The sequence below is a fragment of the Dyella sp. C9 genome, assembly GCF_003332825.1.
Lineage (GTDB): Bacteria > Pseudomonadota > Gammaproteobacteria > Xanthomonadales > Rhodanobacteraceae > Dyella.
In genome coordinates this window covers 357,387-383,932 of sequence record NZ_QIRF01000001.1, presented here as the reverse complement: position 1 = coordinate 383,932, position 26,546 = coordinate 357,387, and the positions used below count along the sequence as shown (strand labels likewise).

The 26,546-nt window shown below is 67.9% G+C and carries 27 protein-coding genes and 1 tRNA gene; 6 read left to right on the top strand and 22 right to left on the bottom strand.

What is annotated here, in order from left to right; genetic code table 11:
- Positions 1-19 precede the first annotated feature (19 nt).
- The 8 genes from hisF to DVU99_RS01700 are packed head-to-tail and all read right to left on the bottom strand — an operon-like array spanning position 20 to position 6,824.
- Complete coding sequence (gene hisF / locus DVU99_RS01735; RefSeq protein ID WP_114238477.1) at positions 20-790, bottom strand: imidazole glycerol phosphate synthase subunit HisF; 771 nt, start codon at positions 788-790, stop codon at positions 20-22.
- The gene (gene hisA, locus DVU99_RS01730) at positions 784-1,512 is read right to left on the bottom strand and encodes a 1-(5-phosphoribosyl)-5-[(5-phosphoribosylamino)methylideneamino]imidazole-4-carboxamide isomerase (RefSeq protein WP_114238476.1); all 729 of its coding nucleotides are present in this window, start codon (positions 1,510-1,512) and stop codon (positions 784-786) included. Before hisA ends, hisF begins: the two co-directional genes overlap by 7 nt.
- Positions 1,509-2,099: an imidazole glycerol phosphate synthase subunit HisH gene (gene hisH, locus DVU99_RS01725; RefSeq protein ID WP_114238475.1), complete on the bottom strand. Its 591-nt coding sequence runs from the start codon at positions 2,097-2,099 to the stop codon at positions 1,509-1,511. Before hisH ends, hisA begins: the two co-directional genes overlap by 4 nt.
- Positions 2,099-3,163 carry a bifunctional histidinol-phosphatase/imidazoleglycerol-phosphate dehydratase HisB gene (hisB, locus tag DVU99_RS01720; RefSeq protein ID WP_114238474.1) on the bottom strand — a complete coding sequence of 355 codons (1,065 nt, stop codon included), beginning with the start codon at positions 3,161-3,163 and terminating at the stop codon, positions 2,099-2,101. The genes hisH and hisB overlap by 1 nt, the downstream gene beginning before the upstream one ends.
- On the bottom strand, positions 3,160-4,266 hold the full coding sequence (gene hisC / locus DVU99_RS01715) for a histidinol-phosphate transaminase (RefSeq protein ID WP_114238473.1): 1,107 nt from the start codon (positions 4,264-4,266) through the stop codon (positions 3,160-3,162). The genes hisB and hisC overlap by 4 nt, the downstream gene beginning before the upstream one ends.
- On the bottom strand, positions 4,263-5,570 hold the full coding sequence (gene hisD / locus DVU99_RS01710; protein ID WP_114238472.1) for a histidinol dehydrogenase: 1,308 nt from the start codon (positions 5,568-5,570) through the stop codon (positions 4,263-4,265). The genes hisC and hisD overlap by 4 nt, the downstream gene beginning before the upstream one ends.
- 28 nt (positions 5,571-5,598) lie before the next feature.
- A complete protein-coding gene (hisG, locus tag DVU99_RS01705; protein WP_114238471.1) occupies positions 5,599-6,492 on the bottom strand; it encodes an ATP phosphoribosyltransferase in 894 nt (297 codons plus the stop codon).
- Positions 6,489-6,824: a YerC/YecD family TrpR-related protein gene (locus DVU99_RS01700; RefSeq protein ID WP_114238470.1), complete on the bottom strand. Its 336-nt coding sequence runs from the start codon at positions 6,822-6,824 to the stop codon at positions 6,489-6,491. The genes hisG and DVU99_RS01700 overlap by 4 nt, the downstream gene beginning before the upstream one ends.
- 229 nt (positions 6,825-7,053) lie before the next feature.
- Between DVU99_RS01700 and DVU99_RS01695 the strand changes: the two genes are divergently transcribed.
- From DVU99_RS01695 to DVU99_RS01680, 4 genes are all read left to right on the top strand, one after another.
- Complete coding sequence (locus DVU99_RS01695) at positions 7,054-7,494, top strand: hypothetical protein (protein WP_114238469.1); 441 nt, start codon at positions 7,054-7,056, stop codon at positions 7,492-7,494.
- Between the two features lie 65 nt (positions 7,495-7,559).
- Positions 7,560-8,003, top strand: a complete 444-nt coding sequence (locus tag DVU99_RS01690; RefSeq protein WP_114238468.1) for a MarR family winged helix-turn-helix transcriptional regulator — start codon at positions 7,560-7,562, stop codon at positions 8,001-8,003.
- Positions 8,000-9,553: an MDR family MFS transporter gene (locus DVU99_RS01685; protein WP_114238467.1), complete on the top strand. Its 1,554-nt coding sequence runs from the start codon at positions 8,000-8,002 to the stop codon at positions 9,551-9,553. The genes DVU99_RS01690 and DVU99_RS01685 overlap by 4 nt, the downstream gene beginning before the upstream one ends.
- Before the next feature lie 24 nt (positions 9,554-9,577).
- The gene (locus tag DVU99_RS01680; protein ID WP_114238466.1) at positions 9,578-10,216 is read left to right on the top strand and encodes a DUF998 domain-containing protein; all 639 of its coding nucleotides are present in this window, start codon (positions 9,578-9,580) and stop codon (positions 10,214-10,216) included.
- Between the two features lie 53 nt (positions 10,217-10,269).
- Here DVU99_RS01680 and hutH read toward each other — a convergent pair whose 3' ends face one another.
- Together hutH and hisS are read right to left on the bottom strand one after the other, a co-directional pair.
- Positions 10,270-12,162, bottom strand: a complete 1,893-nt coding sequence (gene hutH / locus DVU99_RS01675; protein WP_114238465.1) for a histidine ammonia-lyase — start codon at positions 12,160-12,162, stop codon at positions 10,270-10,272.
- Positions 12,163-12,249: 87 nt separating this feature from the next.
- Entirely contained in the window at positions 12,250-13,632 is a 1,383-nt protein-coding gene (hisS, locus tag DVU99_RS01670) for a histidine--tRNA ligase (protein ID WP_114238464.1), read from the bottom strand.
- 200 nt (positions 13,633-13,832) lie between these two features.
- On the opposite strand from hisS, the gene DVU99_RS01665 reads away from it, so the two are divergent.
- Positions 13,833-13,909 (top strand) — tRNA-Pro (locus DVU99_RS01665).
- Positions 13,910-14,041: 132 nt separating this feature from the next.
- Here the strand turns inward: DVU99_RS01665 and DVU99_RS01660 are convergent.
- Positions 14,042-14,515 carry an Lrp/AsnC family transcriptional regulator gene (locus DVU99_RS01660; RefSeq protein WP_114238463.1) on the bottom strand — a complete coding sequence of 158 codons (474 nt, stop codon included), beginning with the start codon at positions 14,513-14,515 and terminating at the stop codon, positions 14,042-14,044.
- A gap of 157 nt (positions 14,516-14,672) precedes the next feature.
- Here DVU99_RS01660 and ald point away from each other — a divergent pair, with 157 nt between their 5' ends.
- Positions 14,673-15,791 carry an alanine dehydrogenase gene (gene ald, locus DVU99_RS01655; RefSeq protein WP_114238462.1) on the top strand — a complete coding sequence of 373 codons (1,119 nt, stop codon included), beginning with the start codon at positions 14,673-14,675 and terminating at the stop codon, positions 15,789-15,791.
- A gap of 87 nt (positions 15,792-15,878) precedes the next feature.
- On the opposite strand, the gene DVU99_RS01650 is transcribed toward ald, so the two are convergent.
- The 11 genes from DVU99_RS01650 to DVU99_RS01605 form a co-directional block, all read right to left on the bottom strand.
- Positions 15,879-16,628 carry a VOC family protein gene (locus tag DVU99_RS01650; protein WP_114238461.1) on the bottom strand — a complete coding sequence of 250 codons (750 nt, stop codon included), beginning with the start codon at positions 16,626-16,628 and terminating at the stop codon, positions 15,879-15,881.
- A 73-nt stretch (positions 16,629-16,701) separates the two neighbouring features.
- Positions 16,702-17,514 (bottom strand): ferritin-like domain-containing protein, encoded by an 813-nt coding sequence (locus DVU99_RS01645; RefSeq protein ID WP_114238460.1) that lies wholly within the window; start codon positions 17,512-17,514, stop codon positions 16,702-16,704.
- Between the two features lie 107 nt (positions 17,515-17,621).
- Complete coding sequence (gene purF, locus DVU99_RS01640; RefSeq protein ID WP_114238459.1) at positions 17,622-19,097, bottom strand: amidophosphoribosyltransferase; 1,476 nt, start codon at positions 19,095-19,097, stop codon at positions 17,622-17,624.
- A 16-nt stretch (positions 19,098-19,113) separates the two neighbouring features.
- Positions 19,114-19,719, bottom strand: a complete 606-nt coding sequence (locus DVU99_RS01635; RefSeq protein ID WP_114238458.1) for a CvpA family protein — start codon at positions 19,717-19,719, stop codon at positions 19,114-19,116.
- 14 nt (positions 19,720-19,733) lie between these two features.
- Entirely contained in the window at positions 19,734-20,804 is a 1,071-nt protein-coding gene (locus DVU99_RS01630; protein ID WP_114238457.1) for an SPOR domain-containing protein, read from the bottom strand.
- A gap of 62 nt (positions 20,805-20,866) precedes the next feature.
- The gene (gene folC, locus DVU99_RS01625) at positions 20,867-22,180 is read right to left on the bottom strand and encodes a bifunctional tetrahydrofolate synthase/dihydrofolate synthase (protein WP_255412904.1); all 1,314 of its coding nucleotides are present in this window, start codon (positions 22,178-22,180) and stop codon (positions 20,867-20,869) included.
- Positions 22,177-22,773 (bottom strand): GNAT family N-acetyltransferase, encoded by a 597-nt coding sequence (locus DVU99_RS01620; RefSeq protein ID WP_114238455.1) that lies wholly within the window; start codon positions 22,771-22,773, stop codon positions 22,177-22,179. The genes folC and DVU99_RS01620 overlap by 4 nt, the downstream gene beginning before the upstream one ends.
- Positions 22,774-22,776: 3 nt before the next feature.
- Positions 22,777-23,184 (bottom strand): ketosteroid isomerase-related protein, encoded by a 408-nt coding sequence (locus tag DVU99_RS01615; protein ID WP_114238454.1) that lies wholly within the window; start codon positions 23,182-23,184, stop codon positions 22,777-22,779.
- Between the two features lie 104 nt (positions 23,185-23,288).
- Entirely contained in the window at positions 23,289-23,447 is a 159-nt protein-coding gene (locus tag DVU99_RS19895) for a hypothetical protein (RefSeq protein WP_198670150.1), read from the bottom strand.
- Between the two features lie 97 nt (positions 23,448-23,544).
- Positions 23,545-25,971 (bottom strand): heavy metal translocating P-type ATPase, encoded by a 2,427-nt coding sequence (locus DVU99_RS01610; RefSeq protein ID WP_114238600.1) that lies wholly within the window; start codon positions 25,969-25,971, stop codon positions 23,545-23,547.
- Positions 25,972-25,973: 2 nt separating this feature from the next.
- Positions 25,974-26,399 carry a heavy metal-responsive transcriptional regulator gene (locus DVU99_RS01605; protein ID WP_114238453.1) on the bottom strand — a complete coding sequence of 142 codons (426 nt, stop codon included), beginning with the start codon at positions 26,397-26,399 and terminating at the stop codon, positions 25,974-25,976.
- Positions 26,400-26,546: the final 147 nt, after the last annotated feature.

Here is a 26,546-nt window from a genome sequence, read left to right as displayed (position 1 = left end):
TCGTCCCGTCCGCGATGCACTACAGTCGCGTCGCCACGCCCCACGCGGCCAGCGCCTGTTTCAGCGCGGGAATCGCGATGGCGCCGGAGTGGAACACGCTTGCTGCCAACGCGCCGTCCACGTCGGCCTCGAGGAAGGCGTCACGAAAGTGTTCCGGTGCGCCCGCACCGCCGGAGGCGACCAGCGGTACCTGGCACAAGGCCCGAACCACGCCCAGCTGCTCCAGGTCGTAGCCCTGGCGCACACCGTCGCTGCCCATGCAGTTGAGCACGATCTCCCCGGCGCCGCGCTGCTGCACCTCGACCACCCAGTCCAGCGTGCGCCGTGACAAGGCCTGCGTGCGCGAAGGGTCGCCGGTATACTGGCGCACGTGCCATTCGCCGTCAGCATCGCGCAGGCTGTCCACGCCCACCACCACGCACTGCACGCCGAACGCCTCGGCAAGTTCGTTGATCAACGCGGGGCGCTCCAGTGCGGGCGAGTTCACCGAGATCTTGTCGGCGCCGGCGTGCAGCACGGCACGTGCCTCCTCCACGCTGCGGATGCCACCCGCCACGCAGAACGGAATATCGATCACGCTGGCCACCCGCTCGACCCAGTCGCGATCCACGCTGCGCCCCTCGGGGCTGGCGGTGATGTCGTAGAACACCAGTTCGTCGGCGCCCTCGTCGCGATAGCGCAGCGCCAGGTCGACGATCTCGCCCATCACCACGTGATCGCGGAAGCGTACGCCCTTGACCACCTTGCCGTCGCGCACGTCCAGGCAGGGAATGATGCGTCGGCTCAGCATGCCAGCGCCTCCTGCACGGTGAAGCGCCCTTCCAGCAAGGCGCGCCCCAGGATCACGCCACGCGCCCCCGCCTCGCGGGCCGCGCGGATGTCCTCCAGCGAGCGCACGCCTCCGGAAGCCTGCGTCGCCAGCGCCGGCACCTCGCGGGCCAGGTAGCGATACAGCTCAAGATTGAAGCCAGCCAGCATGCCGTCGCGCTGGATGTCGGTGCACAACAGGTGCCGCGCACCGCGTTCGGCGTACCACGGTGCCAGCTCGTCCAGCGTGCGCGTTTCGGCGGCGGTCCAGCCGGCGCTGGGCAACGTCCATCGACCATCGCGCTGCAGCGTGTCCAGGGCCAAGGTAAAACGTTCGGTGCCATAACTGTCCAGCCATCCGGCCACGCGCTCGGGCTCGCGGATGGCCAGGCTGCCCAGCACCACGCGTGACACGCCGGCATTGAACAGGCGTTGCACGTCCGCTTCGCCACGCACGCCGCCGCCGGCCTGGATGCGCAAGCCGTCCGTCGCGATGGCCTCGATCACCGCGAGATTGTCCAGGCTGCCGCCACGGGCGCCATCGAGATCGACCAGATGCAGCCATTTGGCGCCTGCATCGGCGTACTCCCGCGCCAGCTCGCACGGATCGAACGGATAGGTGGTCTGCTGCGCGTAGTCGCCCTGCTTGAGGCGCACCACGCGCCCTTCGCGCAGATCGATCGCAGGAATAACGGTAAAGATCATAGGGCGAGGAAGTTCTTCAGCAGTTGGGCGCCGACCTTGGCCGAACGCTCGGGGTGGAACTGCATGCCATGGAAATTGCCGCGGGCGATCACGCTGGCGAACGGCCCGCCGTAGTCGGTGGTAGCCAACGCGTGATCACCTGGCGCAACTGCATAGCTGTGCACGAAATAGGCCCAGTCGCCCTCGCGCAGGCCCGCCAGCAAGGGGTGCTCACGCCCCGCCTGCAGGCGGTTCCAGCCCATGTGCGGCACGCGCAGTCCCGGCTGCTCGACGAAGCGACGCACCGTCGCGGGAATCACGCCGAGGCAAGTGGTATCACCCTCTTCCGAGTGTTCGCACAACAGTTGCATGCCAAGGCACACGCCGAGCACCGGCTGGGTCAGCGAGCGCATCAGCTCCACCAGCCCCAGCTCGCGCAGTCGCGCCATGCCGGGCCCGGCAGCGCCCACGCCGGGCAGGATCACCTTGTCGGCGGCACGGATCGCGGTGGGGTCCGCGGTCAGCGCGGCGTCCACACCCAGCCGCTGCAGGGCATAGCGCACCGAGCCGATATTGGTGCCGCCGGCATCGACCAGCACCACGCTCATTACAGCGCTCCCTTGGTACTGGGCAGCTCGCTGCCTTCGCGGTGCAATGCCTGGCGCAGGGTGCGCGCCACCACCTTGAAGCAGGCTTCCACCATGTGGTGCGCGTTGTCGCCCTGCACGCGCAGGTGCAGGTTGGCGCCCAGCGTCTCGCACAGCGAGCGGAAGAAATGCGGCACGAGCTCGGTGGGGATGTCGCCTACGCGCTCGCGTGGAAACGCTCCCTCGAACACGAAGTACGGCCGCCCGGACAAGTCCAGCGCCGCGCTGGCGCAAGACTCGTCCATCGGCAGGGTGAAGCCGTAGCGGCCGATGCCGCGCTTGTCGCCCAGCGCCTGGCGCAGCGCCTGGCCCAGCGCCAGCGCGCAGTCCTCGATGGTGTGGTGCTCGTCGATGTGGGTGTCGCCATCGCAGCGCAGCGCCAGCGCAAAACCACCGTGCTTGCCGATCTGCTCCAGCATGTGGTCGAAGAAACCCAGCCCGGTGTGGACCTGCGGCTCGGCCGGCTTGTCCAGGTTCACGCTGACGGTGATCCGCGTTTCGCGGGTATTGCGCTCCACCGTCGCCATGCGCGGCGCGTCGAGCATCTGGTGCGCGATTTCACTCCAGCTCAGCCCCTGCGGGCCGACGCGCAGGCCGCGCACGCCCATGTTCGCCGCGAACTGCAGGTCGGTCTCGCGGTCGCCCACCATGGCCGATGCGCTGCGGCTCCAGCTGTCATCCGCCAGATAGTGACGCAGCATGCCCACGCCCGGCTTGCGGGTGTCCTTGCGTTCGTGCAGGAAGCTGCGGTCGATCAACACTTCGCGCACGCCGATGCCCTGGGAGGACAGGATACGCATCAGCAGTTCATGCGGACCGATGAAGTCCGCCTCCGGAAAGCTCGGCGTGCCCAGGCCGTCCTGGTTGGTCACCATCACCAGCTCGTAGCCGGCAGCGATGAAGCGCTGCAGCGCGGCGATCACACCGGGCAACAGGGCGAATTTCTCGAAGCTGTCGATCTGGAAATCTTCCGGCTCCTCGATCAGGCAACCGTCGCGATCGATGAAAAGTATCTTGCGGCTCATGCGTGTGTACCTATCGCCGGTCCTTCGGAAAAGCCCCGGCTATCCATGGCCGGGTTCTTCAATACGGCGAGCACGCGCTCGTTCTCTTCGGCGGTGCCGATGGTGATGCGCAGGGCATCGCCCAATTGCAGGTAGCGCTGCACGTCGCGCACCACGATGCCGGCACCCAGCAGGCGCCGGTAGGTGGCGCCGGCGTCATCGAAACGCACGGCCAGGAAGTTGGCCTGCGACGGCAGCACCTCGCGCACGCCGGGCATGCCGGCCAGTGCACGCGCCATGCGATCGCGCTCGGCACGCACGATGGCCACGTGGGCGCGAGCCTCCACCTGGCCCTGCGGCGACAACGCTTCCAGCGCGAGTGCCACGCAGGGGCGTGGCAGTGGATACGGCGCCATGATGCGGCGTAGCAGGCCGATCACGTCCTCATGCGCGAGCAGGCAACCGATGCGCGCCCCGGCCAGCGCCCAGGCCTTGGACAAGGTGCGCAGTACGGCGACATGGTCGTAGCGGTTGAGCAGGCTGTTGGCGCTGACCGCCTCGGCAAACTCGATATAGGCCTCGTCCACCACCAGCAGCGCCCTGCCGGCCAGTTCGCGGGCCAGTCGTTCCACATCGCGCAACGGCACCGGCTGGCCGGTGGGATTGTTGGGCGTGCAAACGAACACCAGTTTCACCGCCGGGGTCACCGCGGCCAGTACGGCATCCACGTCCAGGGTGAAGTCCGCGGCGAGCGGCACTTCCAGCACGCCGGCGTCCTGCACCCGCGCCGAGACGGCGTACATGCCGAAGGTTGGCGGCTGGATCGCAATGGCATCGCGGCCGGCGCGACAGAACGCCCGCACCAGCAGGTCGATCGCCTCGTCGCTGCCGCGTCCCACCAGCAGCTGGCCGGGACGCACGCCGTAAAGCGCGGCCAGCGCATCGACCAGCGCCTGCGGTTGCGGATCGGGATAGCGATTGCAGCCCAGCGCGTCATCACCGGGTGGCGCCCACGCTGACTCGTTGGCATTGAGCAGCACGCGGCCACCGCTCGCCTCCATGCGCGCGGAGGAATACGGCTGCATGGCGCGAATTTCCGGGCGCGCGAGGTCGAGCACGCTCATGCTGCGTTCTCCAGCGCGGCCAAACGCAGGGTCACGGCACGCCGGTGTGCCTCCAGTTGCTCTGCGGCAGCCAGCGTGGCGGTGCACGGGCCGATCGCGCGCAGGCCGTCGGCGCTCAGTTCCTGCACGGTGATCTGCTTCTGGAAGCTCGCCACCGAGACGCCACTGTAGCTGCGCGCATAGCCATAGGTAGGCAACACGTGGTTGCTGCCGCTGCAGTAGTCGCCCACCGATTCGGGCGTCCATGCGCCAAGGAACACGGAGCCCGCGCTCTCGATGTCGGCAAGCAGTGCTCGCGGGTTGTCCACCTGCAGGATCAAGTGTTCGGGCGCGTAGCGATTGCTCACCTCGATGGCCTGCGCCAGCGAGGCCACGGCGATCAGGCGGCTTTGCGACAGCGCCTGCTCGGCGATCTGCGCACGCGGCAAGGCTGCGCACTGGCTGGCTACCTCGGCCTCGACGGCATCCAGCAGTTCCTGCGATGGGCTGAGCAGGATCACCTGCGAGTCGGGACCATGCTCGGCCTGCGACAGCAGGTCGGCGGCCACGAACGCCGCGCTGGCCTGCGCGTCGGCAATCACCAGCACCTCGGACGGACCCGCCGGCATGTCGATGGCGGCGCCATCCGGATCGGAGGATACCTGCAGCTTCGCCTCGGTGACCCAGGCATTGCCGGGGCCAAACAACTTGTCGCACTTGGGCACGGACTCGGTGCCATAGGCCATCGCGGCGATCGCCTGCGCGCCGCCCAGCTTGAACACGCGGTCCACGCCGGTGATGCGCGCGGCGTACAGCACGGCTTCGTCGCAGCGGCCGTCGGAGCGGGCCGGCGAGCACAGCACCACCTCGGCGCAACCGGCGATTCTTGCCGGCACGCCAAGCATCAGCGCGGTGGACGGCAGTGGCGCACTGCCGGCCGGCACGTACAGGCCCACGCGCTGGATCGGGCGCAGCACGCGCTCCACGCGCACGCCGTTGGCCGTATCCAGCGCCACCGGCTGCGGCGCCGCCACGCGATGGAAGGCTTCGATGCGCGCAGCGGCTTCCTCGATGGCGGCCTTCAGCGACGGCGCCAGGCGGGCATCGGCCTCGCGAAATTCCTCCTCGGTGACCTCGATGCGGTCGAGCATGGCGCGATCGAAGCGCTCGCTGAGTTCGCGCAGGGCGGCATCGCCATCCGCGCGCACCCGCGCCACGATCTGCTCCACGCCGCTGCGCAGGCTCTCGGCGCGTGACTGCGCCGGGCGGGCCAGCGCGGCGCGCTGCCCGTTGTTGTCCAGTGCATTCCAGTCCAGGCGGTTCATGTGCTTGTACCTTTGCTTTCCGCCTGCATCACGCAAGCATCTTTTCCACCGGCAACACGAACATCTCGCGTGCCCCGGCCTTCTTGATCTCTTCGAGCTGGCGCCAGCTCACCTCGCCGGCGCACAGCGCCTGCAGCATCAGTTGATCCGGCTGGCCGGCCACCGGCAGCAGGGTCGGCTGCGGGCCGCCGGGCAACAGGCGAATCACGGCGTCCAACGCATGGCGTGAGGGCTGCAGCAACAGCAGGCGCGATTCGCGCACCTGGATCACGCCGTCGAGACGCTTGAGCAGCAGGTCGATCATGTCCCCGCGCTCGTCGGTGGGCAGTGATTGCGGCCCGGCCAGCACGGCTTCGCTTTCCAGCAGCACTTCCACCTCGCGAAGCTGGTTGGCCACCAGCGTGCCGCCGCTCTGCACCAGGTCGCAGATCGCGTCTGCGGTGCCCAGGCGCGGCGCGATTTCCACCGAGCCGGCCAGGGTGACCACGCCGGCATCGAGGCCGCGCTCGCGCAGCCACTGGCCGAGCAGGCCCGGGTAAGACGTGGCGATGCGCCGGCCCTGCAGTTGGGCCGCCTCGTCGTAGGCCATCTCCTGCGGCACCGCGATGGACAGACGGCAGCGGCCGAAGCCCAGCGGGCGCCACTCCGCGAGTTCGGGGCCGCCCTGCCCCGCGGTGTATTGGTATTCGCTGAGCACGTTGCGGCCCACGATGCCCAGGTCGCACACGCCCTGGGCGATCAGGCCGGGAATGTCGTCGTCGCGCACCAGCAGCAGGTCGACGGGCTCGCCCTCGCCGAAGCAGAACAGCTTGTCGCGGCTCTGGCGGAATGTGAGCCCGCAGCGGTTGAGCAAGTCGAGCGCCGGCTCGGTGAGCCGGCCGGATTTCTGCATCGCAATGCGCAGTCGGTCGCGCGGTTTCATGCCTTTGCCTTTCGATTGTTCGCCTTGCGACGGGCGGCGCGGGCAGCGGCGGCGAGATAACCGCCTGCCCCCTGGTTGATGTAGCGCGCGACGCGGCCAATGGTGGTGATGCTGACCGCAGTGCGCTCGTGGATCTCGCGGTAGGAAACCCCGTCCAGCAGGTAGGGCACCACGCGCCAGCGGTCAACCATCACTTCCAGCTCCGCCGGGGTGCACAGGTCGTGCAGGAAAGCCGACATCTCATCGACGTTCTTCAGCGACAGCAGCGCTTCGCAAAGGCTCTGCTCGGCCGATTCGGCGGGGGTCTCGGGATCGATCGATCGACGCTTCATAATGTACTAATGCGTTAATACAGTGGAGCGCATCATAAGGCACATGCCGCGATGCAGCAACCCGCGCCCGCAAGCCCGGCGCAGGCCCTTGTTCAGGTGCATGGCCTATGGCGTTTGGCCAAGGCAAATTATCTCGCCACGCGTGCAGCTTCTTGCGAGAATCCAGCAGCCTGCCCCGGGCAGGCACAGGGGGAACGTCAGCCGGCTCGCGCCGCAAAGGAACCATTCGATGGGCCTTTTCGAAGCCATGGGCAGCAGCCTGCACAAGGCACAGGTCATTGCCACGCTCGGGCAGCTGCTCGACCAGCTGGCGGATCGCGGCGTGCTCGACGGCCACCCGCGCCGACTTGCGGAGCAACTTGTTGCCGTGGCCTGGACGCAGAAACCGGCGCTGTTCGAAGGAAAGACCGGGCCGCGTCCGCACAAACTGTCGATCGCAGCGATGAGTCTCGCCGTCGGCGTGCGTTGCGAGGCACGACAGGAACACCCTTCGCTGCAGGACGCCTACACCTTCGCGCTGAGCCTGCTGCTCCATGAGATAGCGCACGAAGCCGCGCGCCTGCCCTTCCACGACGTGGACCGCCACCTGCTCGACGCGGCAGCCGCCACGCTGGACGAACCCCAGGACGCCCTGCTGCACGGCCCGCTGATCGACTGGCACGGGCTCTAGCACTACCCAGCCTTCGCGCCGGCGAGTAATATTAGTTAGGTAGCCTACCTAATATTACGAGCCCCATGACCGCCACTCCTTCCCCGCAGGACGACGCCTGGCAGCTGGCCGAGCAACTGCGGCCGGCGCTGCACCGGCTGATCCGCCAACTCAAACGCGGCCTGGACGATGCCGCCATCACCCCGCTGCAAGGCCTGCTGCTGGTGACCATCCTTGAGCAGCCCGGCATTGGCGTGGGCGAGCTGGCGCAGCGCGAGCGGCTGCGCAGCCCCACCATCAGCGGCCATATCAAGGGCCTGGAGGCCGCCGGACTGGTCAGCCGCACCACCCCGGGCTCCGGCGATCGTCGCCGGGTCGGCCTGCAGCTCACGCCCCAGGGCCACGCCATGGTCGAGACCATGCGCCGCCAGCGCACCGACCGCCTGGCGCAAGCCCTGGCCAAACTTCCGCCGGCATCGCGTGAAGCGATCCGCGCTGCCATCCCCGCCCTCAACGAACTCGACGCATGACGCAGCCCTCTTCCCCATCGGCCGTGGCGAACGCCCACGGCGCACTCCATATCGTGCCCACCGAGCAGGAGATCCGGCGCGTCTTCACCGGACTGGTGATCGTGCTGGCCCTCGGCGCCATCGACCAGAGCATCGTGGCCACGGCGCTGCCGCGCATCGTCAGCGACCTGGGCGGCATGACCCATCTTTCCTGGGTAGTGACGGCCTATGTGCTGGCCTCCACCGCCACCATGCCGCTGTACGGCAAGCTCAGCGACCAGTACGGGCGCAAGCCGCTGGTGTACATCGCCATCCTGCTGTTCCTGCTGGGCTCCATGCTCAGCGGCGCGGCGCACAGCCTGCTCGAGCTGATCGTGTTCCGCGCGATCCAGGGCGTGGGTGCGGGCGGGCTGCTGCCACTGGCGCAGATCATCATCGGAGACATGGTGCCGCCCACCCAGCGCGGCCGTCGCCAGGGCGTCATCGCGGCGGTGTTTGCGTTCTGCAGCGTGGTCGGCCCGGTGCTTGGCGGCGTGATCACCGACCTGCTGTCCTGGCACTGGATCTTCTACGTCAACCTGCCGGTGGGCGCAGTGGCCCTGGTGATGATCGGCCGCTCGCTGCGCCAGTACACGCCACTGCATGCGCGACGCATCGACTACCTGGGCTCGGCCCTGATGACCGTGAGCACCGTGGCCCTGCTGCTGGTACTCACCCTTGGCGGCTCGGAATGGCCATGGGATTCGGTGCCGGTCGCCGGCCTCGCCGCCTTTGCCATCGTCACCGGCATCGCCTTCGTGCGCCATGTGCGCAACGAGCCCGAACCCGTGCTGCCGCTGGACCTGTTCCACAACCGGCTGTTCGTGATCGCCTGCACGGTGCTTGCGCTCACCTTCATGGGCCTGCTCGGCGCCAGCCTGTTCTTCCCGCTGTTCTTCCAGTTGGTGATGGGCGTAAGCCCGGCGCGCTCGGGCCTGCTCACCGGCCCGCTGATGCTGGGCATCGCGGCCTCGTCGCTGGTGAACGGACGGGTGCTGATGCGCTCGGGCCGCTACAAGCCGGCCCAGGTGGCCGGGCTGGCCCTGGCCACGCTCGCCTTCGCCACGCTGGCGTGGAGCGCCGCCACGGCACAAGGGCTTATCATTATCGAACCGTCCATGCTCGCGCTTGGACTGGGCCTGGGGCTGGTGATGCCGAACATGACGATCGCCGTGCAGAACGCCTTGTCGCCGATCCATCGCGGCGTGGGCACGGCTACGCTGGCATTCTTCCGCTCGCTTGGCGGCCTCGTCGGCGTGGCAGGTTCGGGCGCCATCCTGGCCTGGCAGCTACGTCGCCTCAACGGCGGGCATGCCCCGGCCGCGGCGGTGCTCGGCGAGGGCGGCGCATCGTCCGGCGGCGTGCTGTCGGCGCAGGCCCAGGGAGCCGCGTTGATGATGTACCGACACGCCATCTCCACCACCTTCCTTGTTGGCACCTGCATCGTGGCCTGCGCTTTCCTGGTGATCCTGCTGCTGCCTGAACTGCCGCTGCGCGATCACCACCACGTCCCGGCGCCCGCTGCCGACTAGGGACCACTGCACGGGAGCATCACCATGCCCCAGGACAGATATCCACTGGCCATGCGCATTGCCACGGCGCTGCTGTTCGTCGCCGTGGTCAACTTCACCCTCACCGCGTGCGTGCTGCAGGTGGCGCGCACGGATCTCGATCCGATCACGCTGCCGCTCAGCGCGTATCTCAAGGGACCCTGGGGCGCATGGCTGCGCAGTGCGTACTACGTGATGGCCCTGGCGCTGGCCGGGCTGGCCTGGGCCAGCTACCAGGCAACCCGCGCCGACCTGCGCAGCGGGCTGGCCAGCGTGCTGTTCTTCATCGCTGCCCTGGCCCTGCCCATCGTGGCGGTCACGCCAGTGTACGAGCACGGCGCGCAGCATGACCTGGCCCGCCTGATCCACCTGCAGACCGCGCAAACTACTTTCCTGTGCCTGTGCGTGGGCATGCTGGCGCTATCGATGCGCTGGCGACGCGACCCACGCCTGCGCGAAGGCAGCGGCATGGGGCTCGTGGTGGCCTGCCTGGCCTTCATCCAGCTGTGGGTGCTGGCCCTGCTGAAGCTGATGCCCACCGGCATCACGCAAAAGATCCTGATCTCGCTGATCCTGTTGTGGCTGGGCTGGGCCACGCTGCAGTTGCATCGCGTGCAGCAGGCGCAACCTGCGCCATCCAGCTGACACGTTTTCCACCACCCTGAAAGAACAAGGGCCGCTTGCGCGGCCCCTGGTGCTCAGCTGGCGAAAACGCGCTCGCGTACCAGCGAGCAGATGCTCCGCACGTCGCCGTCCATGGCACGGTCGCGCGCCATGAAGCCGATGTGCTGGCGCAGTGCATCGTGCGCCTTGCGCACGGCAGAGCCGGCGTGGAAATCACCCACGTTGGCCAGCGCATTGGTGAGCTGCTGCACTTCCTCGGCGAACTGCGCGTAGTGCGGATGGCCTTCGCGCGGGGCGTTGGACACCTTGCCCGCCAGCGCCTGCCAGTCGCCGCGCGCGGCGAGGCGGCGTGCCGCGTTGAGCATGGCCTGGCGGAAATCCAGCGCCTGCGCCGCGGTGTACAGCTCCAGCGCGATCACGTGGCCAAGGTCTTCCATCATCTCCAGCACATGGCGCGCCTCGTTGGCGCCCATCGAGACGTGGTCCTCGGCGTTGGCGCTGGTCGGCACCGAATACACGCTGGCCGGGTGCGCGCGCGTGGCCAGGTCGTTGACCAGGGCCGCGGCGGTGTACTGCACGATCATGAAGCCCGAATCGGTGCCGTCCTCGTTGCCGGTAAGGAAGGCCGGCAGGCCGTCGTTGGTGGCCGGATCGACCAGCTTGTTGAGGCGACGCTCGGCGATGGAGGCGAGCACCGGAATGGCGGCCTTCACGTAGCTCATCGCCAGCGCCAGCGGCATGCCGTGGAAGTGGCCGGCGGAGATCACCTGTTCCTCGATGAACTCGGCGTTCTCGGCGTCAGGGAAGATCAGCGGATTATCGGTGACCGCGTTGAGCTCGATGTCGATCACGCGGCAGGCCTGGGCCCACGCATCGCGCACCGCGCCATGCACCTGCGGCATGCAGCGCAGGCAGTAGGCATCCTGCGGCTGGTGCGTCTTGCCGCCCTTGAACGGCAGGAAGCGCGCATAGAACGCCTCGCGGCCGTGGCGCTGGTTGGCCGGCACCCAGTCCCAGCCGATGTCGAAGGTGAGCGCCTGGTCGGTCGGATCGGCCCACGCCTCGGCCGTCCACTGCTTGAAGCGCGGCACCAGGTGATACGGAATGTCGACCAGCGTGCTGCCCTGGAGCAGATCGCGCACGTGCGCGGCCGCCTCCACCTGGCCCGGATGCGGACGCAGTGCATGCACCTCCGGGCGCAGCGCGCCGCTGCGTCCGGCGAATGCGTCGAGCGTCATCGCCGCCGCGAGGTCGGCGAGGTCGAGCAGGTGTTCCAGTTCGTCCAGCGCCAGCGTCGCCGTGGCGAGCATCTGCGCGGTGCCGTTGTTGAGCGCCAGGCCCTCCTTGAAGGAAAGACGGATGGGCTCGAGGCCGGCACGCTTGAGCGCCTCGGCGCCCGCGAGGCGCTCGCCCTGGTAGAACGCTTCGCCACCACCCAGCAGCACGATGGCCAGGTGCGACAGCGGAGCGAGGTCGCCACTGGCGCCCACCGAGCCCTTCTCCGGCACCACCGGCACCACGCCTGCATTGAGCATCGCGGTCAGCGCCTTCAGCGTTTCCACGCGAATGCCCGAGTGGCCGCGCATCAAGGTATTGATGCGGATCACCAGCATGGCGCGCACCACTTCCGGCGCGAACGGCTTACCGACGCACACCGCATGGGTGGTGATGAGGTTGTGCTGCAACTCTTCCAGCAGCGTGCCTTCGGGCTTGTCCGGATTGCCACCAGGCAGTTCGTCGCGCAAGCGATGCGCACCCAGCAACTTGTCGGCATTGCTGCCGAACCCGGTGGTAACGCCGTAGGTGGGTTCGCCGCAGCTCACCTTGTCGGCGAGAAAATCAGCCGCGCGCTGCACGCGCTTGAGCTGCGTCTCGTCCAGCTCCACGCGCAGGCCCTGGCGGGCCACCGCCACCAACTGCTCTCGGGTGAGACTGTTGCCGTCCAGGAGGATCGTCGTTGCGGTCATGCTTGGCTCCGGCCCGGGCGGGCCATCGATCGAATGGGATGACGCCGCGCCATGCCGGCGCGGCGGGGCTTCAACGGGTGACGAGGCTCAGCGGCCGATTTCGGCCTGCGCCAGTTCGACCCGCAGCGTCTTGATCAGTTCGGCGCGCGACACCTCGAACTGGTCCTCGCGACGCAGGTCCTTCACGGTAACCACGCCCTTGGCCAGTTCGTCCTCGCCCAGCACCACCACAAAGCGGATGCCGGCGCGATCGGCGTACTTGAACTGCTTGCCCAGCTTGCCGCCCTCCAGCACCACCTCGGTGGCGATGCCGGCGCCGCGCAGCTCGCTGGCCAGTGCCAGGTAGGCCGGCAGCTGCTTCTCGTCCATCTGCGTGACCAGCACGTCGACCGTGCTCTGGCCGGTACCGACCAGGCCCGCATCGCGCAGCTGCCAGTAGAGGCGCGTGAGACCGATGGAAATGCCCACGCCCGGCAGCCTGGACTTGGTGTACTGGCCCGCCAGGTTCTCGTAGCGACCACCCGAGCAGATCGAGCCGATCTGCGGGTAGTCGTTGAGCGTGGTCTCGTAGACCGTGCCGGTGTAGTAGTCCAGGCCGCGCGCGATGGAGAAATTCAGCAGGTAATGCGACTCGGGCACGCCGAAATCATGGATCAGGCCCAGCACTTCCTTCAGCTCGGCACGCCCCTGCTCCAACGCCTCCGGGCCCGGGCCCAGCGCATCGAGCTTGTCGAAAGCATCCTGCAGCGAGGTGGAACGCACCTGCGAGAAGTCGAGGATCTTCTGCGCGGTTTCGGCGCTGAGGCCGAACTGCTCGCCGGTAAGCGTATCGCGCAGGTAGTCGGCGCCACGCTTGTCCAGCTTGTCCACCTCGCGCAGCACCAGGGTCTGCTGCTCGCCATCGACGATGCCCAGGCTTTCGTAGAAGCCGCGGATCAGCTTGCGGTTGTTGAGCTGGATGGTGAACGCGCCGACGTTGAGTTCGCGGAACACGCTGTAGATGACGGCCGGCAGCTCCGCGTCGTAGCGGACCGACAGGCTGTCCTTGCCGATCACGTCGATGTCGCACTGGTAGAACTCGCGGAAGCGGCCACGCTGGGCACGCTCGCCGCGATACACGCGCTGCATCTGGTAACGGCGGAACGGGAACGACAGGTCGTGCTCGTGCTCGGCCACGTAGCGGGCAAGCGGCACGGTGAGGTCGAAGCGCAGCGCCAGCTCCGGCACGCCGTCGCCCTTCTCGGCGTTCAGCGCGCCGGTCGACTGCACGAAATACACCTGGCGCTCGGTTTCGCCACCGGTCTTGGTGAGCAGCACGTCCGAATATTCCATTACCGGCGTTTCGATCGGCAGGAAGCCAAAGCGCTCATAGTTGCGACGGATCACGTCGAGCATGCGCTGGAACGCGATCTGGTCGAGCGGCAGCAGCTCGAGCACGCCGGGCATCGTGCGGGCCTGGGTAAGCGCCATGAAATCCTCTGCTTAAGCGGTAAGAAAAACGCCGGGACGGCGCCCTGTGGAGGCCTCTCCGACGGAGCCGCATAGGTTAGCAGAAGGCCACACCCCGCCCCCGCATGCGGGCTTGCTGCCGGCGCGTGAAGTCCGTGACAAAAAATTTTCACGCAACAGTTGCCAAGGTCGCCGGAGGTCTTTAAGATACGCGGCTCCCACGGGGTGTAGCTCAGCCTGGTAGAGCGCTACGTTCGGGACGTAGAAGTCGCATGTTCGAATCATGTCACCCCGACCAAGGATTCGAGATCAAAGGCCTTGAAAACGCGAGTTTTCAGGGCCTTTTTCTTTGCCCCGCACTTACCTCCATGGCAACGTGCCGCCGCGGCTGAAGCAGCAGGCGCCTGATCCTCGCCACCTCCAAGCGGCCTCACATCGGCAACGCGGTCGTCTTCTTCACCGTGCGCAGCGCCAGCGTGGATTGCACGCGCACGACACCGGGTAGCTGGGTGAGGATCTCGGTGTGGATGCGCTCGAAATCGGCGGAGTCGGCATAGACCACCCGCACCATGTAGTCGGCGGCGCCGGCAAGCAGACAACACTCGGTGACTTCCGGATGGTCCTGGATGGCGGCCTCGAATGCGTCCAGCGCGGCACGCCCCTGCTGGTCGAGCGTGACCAGCACGAAGGCCGTGCCAGGGAGGCCTGCCGCCTTTTCGTCCACCAGCATCACGAAGCGCGAGATCAGCCCGCGCTCCTCCAGCAGCTTCACCCGTCGCAGACATGCCGAGGGGGACAAATTGATCTGTTGTGCGAGCTCCAGGTTGGTCAGGCGACCGTCCTGCTGCAGCAGCCGGAGAATCGCCCGATCCCGGTCATCGAGCCCCTGGTCAAGGCTTGGCATTTCATTTCACCAATCGATGGAAATGACGCCAATTATTCCACGAATAGCTTCGCTAACACGCAAAATTAGCGATAAATTGCTTGATGTCTCAATCATACTGCGCACCATCCCGCCACCTGCGGGCCCCTGACCATTCCTAGCGAAAGAGACATACGCCATGCGCATCGGTGTGCCGAAAGAAATCAAGAACCACGAGTACCGCGTGGGCCTCATCCCGTCCTCCGTGCAGGAGCTGGTGCACAACGGCCACCAGGTGCTGGTGCAGGCCGGTGCGGGCCTGGGCGCGGGCATCACCGATGCCGACTACGTGGCCGCTGGCGCGAGCATCATTGAAAGTGCCGACCAGATCTTTGCCGAAGCCGACATGATCGTGAAGGTGAAGGAGCCGCTGGCGGTGGAGCGCAAGAAGCTCCGCAAGGGCCAGATCCTGTTCACCTACCTGCACCTGGCCCCGGACCTGGAGCAGACCCGCGACCTGATCGAGTCGGGCGCCATCTGCATCGCCTACGAGACCGTGACCTCCGCCAACGGCTCGCTGCCGCTGCTGACCCCGATGTCCGAGGTCGCCGGCCGTCTTGCCCCGCAGGTGGGTGCGCATTCGCTGGAGAAGGCCCAGGGTGGCCGCGGCGTGCTGCTCGGCGGCGTGCCGGGCGTGCCGGCCGCTGAGGTGGTGATCCTGGGCGGCGGCGTGTCCGGCACCCACGCAGCCACCATCGCCGTGGGCATGGGCGCCAAGGTGACCGTGGTCGACCGCTCGGCCGACGCGCTCAAGCGCCTCGCCGCGCAGTTCGGCACCTCGATCTCCACCGTGTTCTCCACCCGCGCCGCCATCGAGGAACTGGTGCGCCGCGCCGACCTGCTGATCGGCACCGTGCTGGTGCCGGGCGCCGCTGCGCCGAAGCTGGTGACCCACGACATGGTGCGCACCATGAAGCCGGGCTCGGTGATCGTCGACGTCGCCATCGACCAGGGCGGCTGCGTGGAAACCTCGCACGCCACCACCCATTCCGACCCGACCTACGTGGTGGACGGCGTGGTGCACTACTGCGTGGCCAACATGCCGGGCGCCGTGGCCCGCACCTCGACCTTCGCGCTGAACAACGTGACCCTGCCGTTCACCCTGGCGCTGGCCAACAACGGCTGGAAGAAGGCGCTGGAGCAGGACGTGCACCTGCGCAACGGCCTGAACGTGTTCGAAGGCAAGGTGACCTGCGAGCCGGTCGCCGAAGCCCACGGCCTGCCGTACGTGAAGGCGGAAACCGCGATCGGCATGTAAGCCATCGCGTTCCTGCTGCACAGAAGAAGCCGGCCCCGCGCCGGCTTTTTCATGCGCGCCACGCGCAGCTCAAGCCATGACGGGCACTTACTGGCGCTCGGGAAGGAACACGGCGACCAGCGCCCCCTGCGGGTCACGCAGCATGGCGTAACGACCAATGCCGGGGATGTTGTCCGGCGCCGACGCCACCTCGGCCTGCAGCGATTCGGCTTTGCGCGTGGTGGCATCCACGTCGTTCACCAGCACATAGGGCAGCCACAGCGACGGACCGGCGCCGGCCGGGTTGCGCACCAGTCCGCCACGCGCGGCGCCCTGGCTCTTGAGCACGTAGTAGGTTTCCTCGCCTGCGGGCATCGAATCGTGTTCCAGGCCGAACAGGGTCTCGTAGAAAGTCAGCGCCTTCTGGTCGTCGGAAGCGTGCAGTTCATGCCAGCACCAGTGCCCGGGCGGCACGTGCGCATCTGGTGCATCATCGCTGCTGCTGCGCCAGATGGAGAACATCGCGCCGACCGGATCGAGCAGCGTGGCACCACGACCCGCTGGCGGAAAATCCGTGGGCACCAGGCACGGCGACGCACCGGCCACCAGGGCCTCGGCGAAACTGCGATCGACATCGGGCACGCTCAGGTAGATGCCCCAGTTGGCAGGCTCGCCGGGCTGGGCCCGCCGGTAGCCACCGATGCCCTGCCCCGCGTTCATGATGATCTGGTACGGCTCGCCGCCGACATCCATGGAGGCGACGTCCCAGCCCAGCAGCGCCGAATAGAAGCGGATGGCTTCAGCAGGGTCGGCACTGGCATGTTCGACCCACACGAGCTTACCGGGCAGCACGTTCATGGCATGGCCTTGAGGGGCAGGAGACACCCTAGCCTACGCGCGCAAACATGACGGCGCTGTCGCCGCCGGATGCTCAGGACTGCAGGGCAAGCTCGGTGAGGCTATCGAGTTCCTCGTCATCGAACCCCGCCTCCAGCCGCGCCGGGCGATTGAACGGGCCGCGCAGGTTGCGCCCCATGTAATCGCGCAACAGGTCCAGGAAGGTCTCGCGCGGATCGCGCCCCTCGCGTTCGCAGCAATGCCGGAACCAGCGCGTGCCGGCGGACACGTGCGCCACTTCCTCGCGCAGGATCACGCGCAGGATCTCCACCGTGCGCTCGTCGCCCACTGAAAGCAGACGCTCGATCATGCCCGGCGTCACGTCCAGCCCGCGTGCCTCCAGCACGCGCGGCACCAGCGCCATCCGCGCGGTGTCGTCGTGGGCGGTCTTCTCGGCCATTTCCCACAGGCCGTTGTGTGCATCGAAATCACCATAGGCATGGCCAAGCTCGGCCAGTCGCGCGGACAGCATGGCGAAGTGGCGCGCCTCGTCGTGGGCGCAACTGGCCCAGTCGCGGTAGTACTGCAGCGGCTTGCCGCGGAAGCGGTACACCGCGTCCCAGGCGAGATTGATGGCATTGAATTCGATGTGCGCGACGGCGTGCACAAGGGCGGCACGTCCTTCGGCCGTGCCCAGGCCGCGATGCGGCACCTGTCGCTGCGGCACCAGCTGCGGGCGCGCGGGCCGACCGGGCGCACCGATCGGCTCGGGCGCGGGCGCGTTGGCGTCGGGACGCAACTCACCGGCCTCGAAGGCCTGCCACGCGGCGTGGGTCAGGCGCAGCTTGTCGGCTGGATCGGTAGCGTCGAGGCAGGCCTTGGCGGCGGCGTGGAGATCAGCAGTCATGACCCGTGCCTTAGGTAGAAGCGCACCCTTTGCGCGACCATCGCTCGAGGCGCTACGGACGCGAACTGGCGGTCGCGCACAGGGTGCGCTCCTACAGGACTGTTTGCTTAAGCGCTGCGGCGGGAGGCCTTGGCATCGTCGGAACGCAGCATCTCGATCTGTTCGAGGTAGTGCTTGTCCAGGCCGGTGACGTATTCGCCCGAGAAGCACGAGGTGTCGAAGTGCTTGAGCTTCTCGTTGCCGTCTTGCACCGCCCACACCAGATCCGGCAGATCCTGGTAGATCAGCCAGTCGGCGCCGAGCATCTGCTCCACTTCCTTCTCGGTGTGGCCGGCGGCCACCAGCTCCGACGCGGCCGGCATGTCGATGCCATACACGTTCGGGTAGCGCACCGGCGGCGCGGCCGAGGCGAAGAACACGTTGCGGGCGCCGGCGTCGCGCGCCATCTGGATGATCTGCCGCGAGGTGGTGCCGCGCACGATGGAGTCGTCCACCAGCAGCACGTTCTTCTTGCGGAACTCCAGCTCCACCGGATTGAGCTTGCGGCGCACGGATTTCACGCGCTCGCCCTGCCCCGGCATGATGAAGGTGCGGCCGATGTAACGGTTCTTGACGAAGCCCTCGCGGAACGGCACGCCCAGCGCCTCGGCCAGCGCCGAAGCGGCGGTACGCGCGGTGTCGGGAATCGGGATCACCGCATCGATGCCGTGGTCCGGGCGCTCGCGCAGGATCTTCTCGGCCAGCTTCTGGCCCATGCGAAGGCGCGCCTTGTAAACCGACACGTTCTCGATCATCGAATCGGGGCGGGCCAGGTAGACATACTCGAAGATGCACGGCGCATGCACCGCGCCCTCGGCGCAGTGGCGTGCATGCAGCTGGCCGTCGTTGGTGATGAATACGGCCTCGCCCGGCTCGACGTCACGCAGGCGCTTGAAGCCCAGGATGTCCAACGCCACCGACTCGGAAGCCACCGCGTACTCGCGGCCTTCCGAGGTGATGCGCTCGCCGAGCACCAGCGGGCGGATGCCGTGCGGATCGCGGAAGGCCAGCAGGCCGTAGCCCAGCACCAGCGCCAGGCAGGCGTAACCGCCACGCGCGCGCTGGTGCACGCCGGCGACGGCCTTGAAGATGTGGTCCGGGGTCAGCGCCATGCGGTCCTGGATCTGCAGCTCGTGCGCGAGCACGTTGAGCAGCACCTCGGAGTCCGAATCGGTATTGATATGGCGGCGGTCGTCCTCGAACATCTCGCGACGCAGCGTCTCGGTGTTCACCAGATTGCCGTTGTGCGCGAAGGCGATGCCGTAGGGCGAGTTCACGTAGAACGGCTGGGCTTCGGCGGAACCTTCCGAACCGGCGGTGGGATAACGGCAATGGCCCAGGCCGATGTTGCCGCGCAGGCCACTCATGGCGGTCTGGTTGAACACGTCGCGGACCAGGCCGTTGCCCTTGTGCAGGCGCAGGCGGGCGCCGTCCACCGTGGCGATGCCGGCGGCGTCCTGTCCGCGGTGCTGCAATACGGTCAAACCGTCATAGAGGGACGCGGCGACCTCACTGGTGCCGACGATGCCGATGATTCCGCACATGATTGAAAGCCTGTAATTAGTAAGTCGTTGCCGCTGCGGCCGTGGAGGCGGCCGCCGGATGGATCTCGTGCCCGGTCGCTGGCGAAGCGCCCGGTAGCCCCGCCGGCATGGCGGGCAAATGGTCAAGCAGCGCCGGGGGGTTGAGGTAGTGGCGGACACTGTCCGGCACACGCTCGCCCAGCCACGCAGCCATTCCCTTGAACTGCGGCAATAACATCGACTCCTGCCACCAGGGGTCCCGCGTGAACGCGGTAAACCCGAGCAGGAACACCGCGAGCGTCACCAGCAGCACGCCGCGCACGAAACCGAACACCATACCCAGCAGGCGATCGGTACCGGACAACCCGGTTCCCTCGACCAGCTTGCTGACCAGGAAACGCAACAACGCCCCGGCGATCAGTACGGCCAGGAAGCAGATGCCGTACCCCACCAGGATCCGCGCCGACGGCAGCTGGATGCTGTGTTCGAAGTAGCCCGCGACACTCGGACCAAAGGTCCAGGCCACCCAGAACGCCGCCGCCCAGACCGCCAGCGCCAACACTTCGGAAATGAGGCCGCGCCACAGGCCAATCAAGACCGAGACGCCAAGTACCGCCAGGATGATGTAGTCGGCCCAATTCACTGGGTCACCGTGGTTCAGGGAGCGGTCACGACGTTGCCGTCAACGCCAAGCTTGCTCTTGATCTGGTCACGGACACGCACCGCGTCGGCCCGCTGGGTCTGCGGCCCGGCGCGCACGCGCCAGAGCTGCTTGCCATTGGCGTTGACCGTGTCCACGTAGCCGTCGAAGCCGTTCGCGCGCAGCTTGTCGCGCAGCGCATTGGCGTCGGCCTGGGTGCCCATGGCCGCTACCTGCACGGCCCAGCCGCCGGCTCGCGGCGCGGAAGACGCCGCGGCGGCACCCGCCGCCGGGCTCGGCGCCGGCGCATCGTCCTGTGCGACCGAGCTGGCATTGCTTTCCAGGCGGGCCGGAGCCCCCGGAATGGTCTGGGTGATCTTGAGGCGGGCCGCTTCGGCGGCAGCGCGCGAATCGAACGGACCGGCGGTGACCAGGGTGAGGCTCTTGCCACCCTGGTTGATCGGACGCCCCGAAGCCGGATAGCCCAGCGCGTGCACGCGCTGGATCAGGCTCTGCGCGCTGGCGCTCGACGCATAGGCGCTGAGATTGACGGTGAACTGGCCATGCGCGGCCGTGCCCGGCGGGGTGGCCGGAATGGCCGGCGCAGTGGCGGCCGTGGTGTTCTTGGAGGTCGCGGCCGTAGCGGCAACCGTGGCCGCGGCACCCGCCGCAACCACGGCGGCGCCCTTGGTCTGGGCAGGGATCACCGGCTGCGCCGCACTGGAACCCGGCCGGGTCACCGTGGTCGGCTCAGGCGCCTGGCCGGCGGTCGGATCGGTTTCGACGTCCTTGGGACGGTTGGAACCGATGTTCACCGTGGCCAGCTGATCGGACGAACCCACCGGGGTTGCACCCTGGGTCGGCGCCGGCACGGCCGGCTTGGGCGCGGGCATGGCGCTACTGGCGCTGGCCGCACCCGGCGTGAGGCTCATGGTCTTGGTCTGCAGGTCACGATCTGGCGCCGGCGGGATGGCCAGGCTCACCGATTCGTCGCTGCTGTTGGACGGCGGACTGCTGGAGAAGAACATCGGCACGATGAGCACCAGCAGCGCGATGATGACGGCAGCTCCCAGCAGGCGTGTTTTCAAGACGGGCTCCAGACGGCAGGGGGTGCGAGAACGGGCGCGATTATACCTGCCCGCGTCGCCTCTCAGGCCGACTTCCGTGCAGCCGATTCAGCAAGCACCGCGGCCGCCACGAAACACGAGCCGAAGGCGAGCACGCGCTCGCCGGGTCGGGCCAGCCGGAGGGCCGCATCCAGCGCGGCACCGACGTTGTCGTGCAGGTCGTGGCGGGCCTCGGGCAACGCCAGCGCCAGCTGCCCGGCCAGCACGTGCGCCGAAAGTCCACGCGGCGTGTCGTGTTCCAGCCCCGCCAGATGCCAGTGGTCGATACGCTCGCCCAGGGCGCTGATCACGCCACCGACGTCCTTGTCGGACAGTGCGCCATAGACCGCGTGTACGCGCCCGCCGGGGTGTGCGTCCAGCCATTGCGCCAGCGCCCGGGCCGCCTGCGGGTTGTGACCCACGTCGACGATCAGGGCGGGGTCGCCGCCCAGTGACTGCAGGCGACCGGCCACCCGGGCCGTGCGGATGCCGGCCGCGGCCATTGCGCCCAGGTCACAGGTGGCGAGTGGTGCATCGATGCCGCGCAGCGCATGAATGGCCGCCACCGCGGCGGCGGCATTGGCGTATTGCACCGGGGCCTCCAGCGCGGGGGCGGGAAGATTCAGCCTCGTGCCGTCGCGGTGCTGCCAGCGCCAGCCATGGGCCAGGCGCTCGGCGGTGAAGTCGATACCGGCGCGCTCCACCTGTGCACCGATGCGCTGCAAGGCACCAAGCAGGCCGGCCGGCGGCTCGTTTTCGCCGACGATCGCCGGGTGCCCTGCCCGCGCGATGCCGGCCTTTTCGACGCCGATGCTGTCGCGATCGGGCCCGAGCCAGTCCATGTGGTCCAGGTCCACCGTGGTGATGATGGCCACGTCGGCATCCACCAGGTTCACCGCATCGAGCCGGCCGCCGAGGCCCACTTCAAGCACGGCGACGTCCAGCCCGGCGCGCGAGAACAGGTCCAGTGCGGCCAGCGTGCCGAACTCGAAATAGGTCAGCGGGATCTCGCCGCGTGCGGCCTCGATGCGCTCGAAGCTGCCGATCAGCGCCTCGTCACTGGCGTCGACGCCTTCGATGCGGATGCGCTCGCGGTAATGCAGCAGGTGCGGGGAGGTGTAGCAGCCCACCCGCTGGCCCGCCGCGGCCAGCATGCCCTCGAGCATGGCCACGGTGGAGCCCTTGCCGTTGGTGCCTCCCACCGTGATCACACGCCGCGCCGGCGCCGGTGCGCCCATGCGCTGCCATACCTCCCGCACGCGATCGAGCCCCAGCTCGATGCTGCGCACGTTCACGTGTTCCTGGTAGGCCAGCCATTCGTCGAGAGTACGGGTCATATTGGGGAAACGGGTCTTCAGGCGTCCAGCTGGCGCAGCCAGAAACGCAACAGGTGGGTACTCGGCGCGATGGCGCCGACCTCGGTCCAGTCCAGCGTGCAGAACATGTCGTCCTGGCGCTCGTAGCCGCGCTTGGCCCAGAACGCGTCGTTGGTACGGTAGCCGGCGGGCTGGCGCGGATCGTTGGCGGCCCGTTCCACCGCGCAGAAGGCAGTCCAGCGCACGCCCGGAACATGGCGCGCGTGCGCCTCGCGCAGCTTGAAGAAGCGGTGTCCCAGGCCCTGCCCCCGATAATCCGGCAGCAGCACCGACTCGCCGAAATAGAACACTTCGTTGAGCAGCATGCCGCGCTTGACGAACGGTTGCTGTATCGCGGGGATCTCGTCGGCCAGCGGAATGCCGGTGGAGCAGCCCACCACCTTGTCGCCATCGAGTACCAGCACGAACACGCTGCGCCGCGAGCGCGCATAGGCCTCCAGGTACTGGCGCTCGTAGCTCATGTCGCCGTCGTACAGGTAGGGATAATCGCGGAACACGCGGATGCGCAGCTGCGCCAATGCCTCCAGGTGCGGCCTCACCGCCTCGCCCATGCTGGTGACGATGCGCACGTCCATGGCTCAGCCGCCGGAGACCTGGCTGATCCAGTCCTGCAGGTTGTAGTAATTGCTGATCCGCGCAATGCGGCCATCACGGACGGCGAAGAACGCGCCGCCCGGCAGCACGTAGCGTTGGCCGTGCGCCGGCGGCAGGCCTTCGTCGTCGGCAAGGTACTGTCCGTGCACCACGTATTCGGCGGCGACGCGGCCGTCGTCCGTGCTGGCCATGATGACGATGTCGCGCAGCTGCTCGCGGTAGCTGCGGTTCATGCGCTCGAGGAAACGGCGGAACGTGTCGCGCCCGGTTTCACGTTGCCCCTGGTTGATGTCATGCGCCACATCGTCGGTGAGGCAGTCGAGCATGGCCTCCCAGTCGGCGCGGTTGAAGGCATCGTAATAGCGTTCGACTAGGGCGCGGCTGGCGGACATCGGAGGGCTTCCCGGGAGCGGTCTGATCGCGCAGTTTAAAGCATGACCCGCGCTTGCCCGCCATTCCGCCGCAGGCCGCGATGGCGAGCGCGGAAGCCTCAGGCTCAGAAATGGATGCCGCTGGCCCGCAACGCCCAGTACATGCCAAAGGCGGTCCAGAACATTTTCTTCAGCGCGCGGCCGGCCAGCAGCGCGACCAGCAGTCCGACCAGCAACGGCAGGTACTTGTCCAGCGTGCTGCGCGTGTCATGGATGATGTTCATGTGAAAGCCTCCCGCACCCCCATGGTGCGGGAGCCATCATCCCCATCGCCCGGACCGGCCGGCAGCATGCGCCGTCAGCCATCGCAGGTGACAAGCATCACAGTGGAGCGTGGCGCAGCCGCAGTGCGTTGCCCACCACCGACACCGAGGACAGGCTCATCGCCAGTGCCGCCACCATCGGCGACAGCATCACGCCAAGCAATGGATAGAGCAGCCCGGCCGCCAGCGGAACACCCACCGCGTTGTAGACGAAGGCAAAGAACAGGTTCTGGCGAATATTGCGCACGGTCGCCTGCGACAGCGCCCGCGCCCGCACGATGGCGGTGAGTTCGCCCTTCACCAGCGTCACCTGCGCGCTCTCCATGGCGATGTCGGTACCGCTGCCCATGGCAATGCCGACGTCGGCCACCGCCAACGCCGGTGCGTCGTTGATGCCATCGCCCGCCATGGCCACGCGGTGTCCCTGAGCACGCAGTGAGCGCACCACGGCGGCCTTGTCGGCCGGCGATACATCGGCATGCACCTCGTCGATGCCCAGTTCGCCCGCGACCGCCTTCGCGGTGACGGCGTTGTCGCCGGTCAACATCACGATGCGCAAGCCGGCTGCATGCAGGTCGTCAATCGCCCGAGGCGTGCTCGCCTTTACGCGGTCGGCCACCGCCAGCAGGCCTTCCAGCACGCCATCGACGACCAGGAACATCACGGTCGCGCCCTGTGCACGCAGGATATCGGCGCGATCCAGCACCGCCGGCGTGGCGGTCACGCCGATGTTCGCCAGCAGCTGGCGATTGCCCAGCGCCACGGCATGCCCGTGCACGACGCCTTCCACGCCGGCGCCAGTCATCGAGCGGAAGTCCTCCACTGCCGGTACGGCGATGCCACGCGACTGGGCGCCATCGAGGATCGCGCGGGCCAGCGGATGCTCGCTGGGACGCTCCAGCGCAGCCGCCAGTGCCAGCAACTGGTCGAACGGACGGGCGCCAAGGCTCACCACGTCCTGCAGCGAGGGCCGGCCCTCGGTGAGCGTGCCGGTCTTGTCCACCACCAGCGTGTCGATGCTGCGCAACGATTCGATCGCCGCGGCGTCGCGGAACAGCACGCCGTTCTGCGCGGCGCGGCCGCTGGCGACCATGATCGAGATCGGCGTGGCCAGCCCCAGCGCGCACGGACAAGCAATGATCAACACGGACACCGCGGCGATCAGCGCGTGGGCCAGGCGCGGATCGGGGCCCAGCGAGGCCCACAGCACGAAGGCCAGCGCCGCCACGGCGACTACGGCGGGCACGAACCATGCGGCCACGCGATCGGCCACGCGCTGCAATGGCGCCTTGCTGCGCTGGGCCTGCGCAACCAGCGCAACGATCTGCGCCAGCATGGTTTCGGCGCCGACCTTGTCCGCACGCATCAGCAGCGCACCGTCCTGGTTGATGGTGCCACCGGTCACCCGTTCGCCCAGGCGCTTGCCGACCGGCAAAGGCTCGCCGGTGAGCATGGATTCGTCGACATGGCTGCTGCCCTCGGTGACCACGCCATCGACCGGCACCCTCTCGCCGGGCCGCACGCGAAGCATGTCGCCGGGATGCACCTCGTCCAGCGGAACGTCGTGCTCACTGCCATCACGGGCGACACGTCGCGCCGTCTTCGGCGCAAGGCCCAGCAACCCCTTCAGCGCGGCGCTGGTGCGGCGGCGTGCGCGCAGCTCGAGGAAATCGCCAAGCGTCACCAGGGTGACGATCACCGCGGCCGATTCGAAATAGACGCCGACGCGCCCGTGCGCATCGTGGAAGCCCTGCGGAAACAGCGATGGCGCCAGGAACGCCACCACGCTGTAGAGCCAGGCCACGCCAGTACCCAAGGCGATCAGCGTGTACATGTTCGGCGACCACGGCCTGAGCGATTGCCAGCCGCGCGCGAAGAACGGTGCGCCGCCCCACAGCACAACTACGGTGGCGAGCATGGCCTCGCCCCAGCCGGCCACACCATCCCACGGCATCGGCAGGTGCCAGCCGAACAGATGCGGCCCCATCGCCAGCACGAACACCGGCAGGGTCAGCACGGCCAGGATCCAGAAACGGCGCGACATGGCGCGCAGTTCGTGCCCGTCGTCCTCGTCGAGGCTGGGCATCATCGGCTCCAGCGCCATGCCGCACTTGGGGCAATGGCCGGGTCCGACCTGCTGCACCTCCGGATGCATTGGGCAGGTGTAGACCGCGCCGGCCAGCGCAGGCGCCGGTTTCGCGGGCGGCTGCAGATAGCGGGCCGGATCGGCAAGGAATTTCTCCTTGCAGCGTTGCGCGCAGAAGTAATAGGCGTGCCCGTCATGCTCGGCGCGATGAGCGGCCGTGGACGGGTCCACGCTCATGCCACACACCGGGTCCTTCGCTGCCTGCGCGACGTGATCCTGCGACGCGCCATGATGCCCATGATGGGCATGCTCCGTCGACGCTGACGCACCACCGCAGCAGGACTTCACCGCGGGTTCCGCTGCCGCCGGCTTCGCGCTGCAGCAGTCATGCTTTTCCATGCTCATGCCTGCGGCTCCTGTCCGGTCAGCGCACGCAGAATCGGGCACTGCTCGGGCGAGCCGTGGCCCGGGCAGGCGTCGATCAGCTGCTCCAACCCGTCACGCACGCGGGTGAGTTCGGCGATGCGCGCCTCGATCGCCGCGAGCCGCTCCTGCGCACGATGCTTCACCGCCTTCACGCCACGATGGCGATCGGCCGAGAGCGCCAGCAGTTCGCGGATTTCCTCCAGCGTAAAGCCCAGATCCTTGGCCCGCCGGATGAAAAGCAGCTGCTGCACCACGCCCTCGTCATAGCTGCGGTAGCCCGATGCGCGCCGCAACGGCTCCGGCAACAAGCCTTCGCGCTCGTAGTAGCGGATGGTGTCGATGGCAACGCCGGCCCGCTTGGCGACGGCGCCGATGGTCATGGAGGCATGGGGTGTGTTCATGCCCGAAAGTCTAGACCATAGATCAAGGTCCAGGGTCAAGCAGGCCCCTTCCGGTCACTACAGGACCATGGCTGGCACGGCCTCCCAAAGGCGTGCAACGCCCAGCCCCACGTCCCTCTTGAAGCGGCTTGCTCCGATCCCGCCGGA

Excerpts from the sequence above, each read along its gene's own strand:
- hisH (WP_114238475.1), bottom strand. The coding sequence starts at position 2,099 with ATGAGCGTGGTGCTGGTCGATGCCGGCGGCACCAATATCGGCTCGGTG.
- DVU99_RS01660 (WP_114238463.1), bottom strand. The coding sequence starts at position 14,515 with ATGCCAAGCCTTGACCAGGGGCTCGATGACCGGGATCGGGCGATTCTC.
- hisD (WP_114238472.1), bottom strand. The coding sequence starts at position 5,570 with ATGAACCGCCTGGACTGGAATGCACTGGACAACAACGGGCAGCGCGCC.
- DVU99_RS19895 (WP_198670150.1), bottom strand. The coding sequence starts at position 23,447 with ATGAACATCATCCATGACACGCGCAGCACGCTGGACAAGTACCTGCCG.
- DVU99_RS01700 (WP_114238470.1), bottom strand. The coding sequence starts at position 6,824 with ATGAAGCGTCGATCGATCGATCCCGAGACCCCCGCCGAATCGGCCGAG.
- hisG (WP_114238471.1), bottom strand. The coding sequence starts at position 6,492 with ATGAAACCGCGCGACCGACTGCGCATTGCGATGCAGAAATCCGGCCGG.
- DVU99_RS01610 (WP_114238600.1), bottom strand. The coding sequence starts at position 25,971 with ATGGAAAAGCATGACTGCTGCAGCGCGAAGCCGGCGGCAGCGGAACCC.
- DVU99_RS01605 (WP_114238453.1), bottom strand. The coding sequence starts at position 26,399 with ATGAACACACCCCATGCCTCCATGACCATCGGCGCCGTCGCCAAGCGG.
- hisB (WP_114238474.1), bottom strand. The coding sequence starts at position 3,163 with ATGAGCCGCAAGATACTTTTCATCGATCGCGACGGTTGCCTGATCGAG.
- DVU99_RS01680 (WP_114238466.1), top strand. The coding sequence starts at position 9,578 with ATGCCCCAGGACAGATATCCACTGGCCATGCGCATTGCCACGGCGCTG.
- hutH (WP_114238465.1), bottom strand. The coding sequence starts at position 12,162 with ATGACCGCAACGACGATCCTCCTGGACGGCAACAGTCTCACCCGAGAG.
- hisC (WP_114238473.1), bottom strand. The coding sequence starts at position 4,266 with ATGAGCGTGCTCGACCTCGCGCGCCCGGAAATTCGCGCCATGCAGCCG.
- DVU99_RS01615 (WP_114238454.1), bottom strand. The coding sequence starts at position 23,184 with ATGTCCGCCAGCCGCGCCCTAGTCGAACGCTATTACGATGCCTTCAAC.
- DVU99_RS01690 (WP_114238468.1), top strand. The coding sequence starts at position 7,560 with ATGACCGCCACTCCTTCCCCGCAGGACGACGCCTGGCAGCTGGCCGAG.
- hisS (WP_114238464.1), bottom strand. The coding sequence starts at position 13,632 with ATGGCGCTTACCCAGGCCCGCACGATGCCCGGCGTGCTCGAGCTGCTG.
- hisA (WP_114238476.1), bottom strand. The coding sequence starts at position 1,512 with ATGATCTTTACCGTTATTCCTGCGATCGATCTGCGCGAAGGGCGCGTG.
- DVU99_RS01620 (WP_114238455.1), bottom strand. The coding sequence starts at position 22,773 with ATGGACGTGCGCATCGTCACCAGCATGGGCGAGGCGGTGAGGCCGCAC.
- hisF (WP_114238477.1), bottom strand. The coding sequence starts at position 790 with ATGCTGAGCCGACGCATCATTCCCTGCCTGGACGTGCGCGACGGCAAG.
- DVU99_RS01685 (WP_114238467.1), top strand. The coding sequence starts at position 8,000 with ATGACGCAGCCCTCTTCCCCATCGGCCGTGGCGAACGCCCACGGCGCA.
- ald (WP_114238462.1), top strand. The coding sequence starts at position 14,673 with ATGCGCATCGGTGTGCCGAAAGAAATCAAGAACCACGAGTACCGCGTG.
- DVU99_RS01695 (WP_114238469.1), top strand. The coding sequence starts at position 7,054 with ATGGGCCTTTTCGAAGCCATGGGCAGCAGCCTGCACAAGGCACAGGTC.
- purF (WP_114238459.1), bottom strand. The coding sequence starts at position 19,097 with ATGTGCGGAATCATCGGCATCGTCGGCACCAGTGAGGTCGCCGCGTCC.
- DVU99_RS01650 (WP_114238461.1), bottom strand. The coding sequence starts at position 16,628 with ATGAACGTGCTGCCCGGTAAGCTCGTGTGGGTCGAACATGCCAGTGCC.
- DVU99_RS01645 (WP_114238460.1), bottom strand. The coding sequence starts at position 17,514 with ATGACTGCTGATCTCCACGCCGCCGCCAAGGCCTGCCTCGACGCTACC.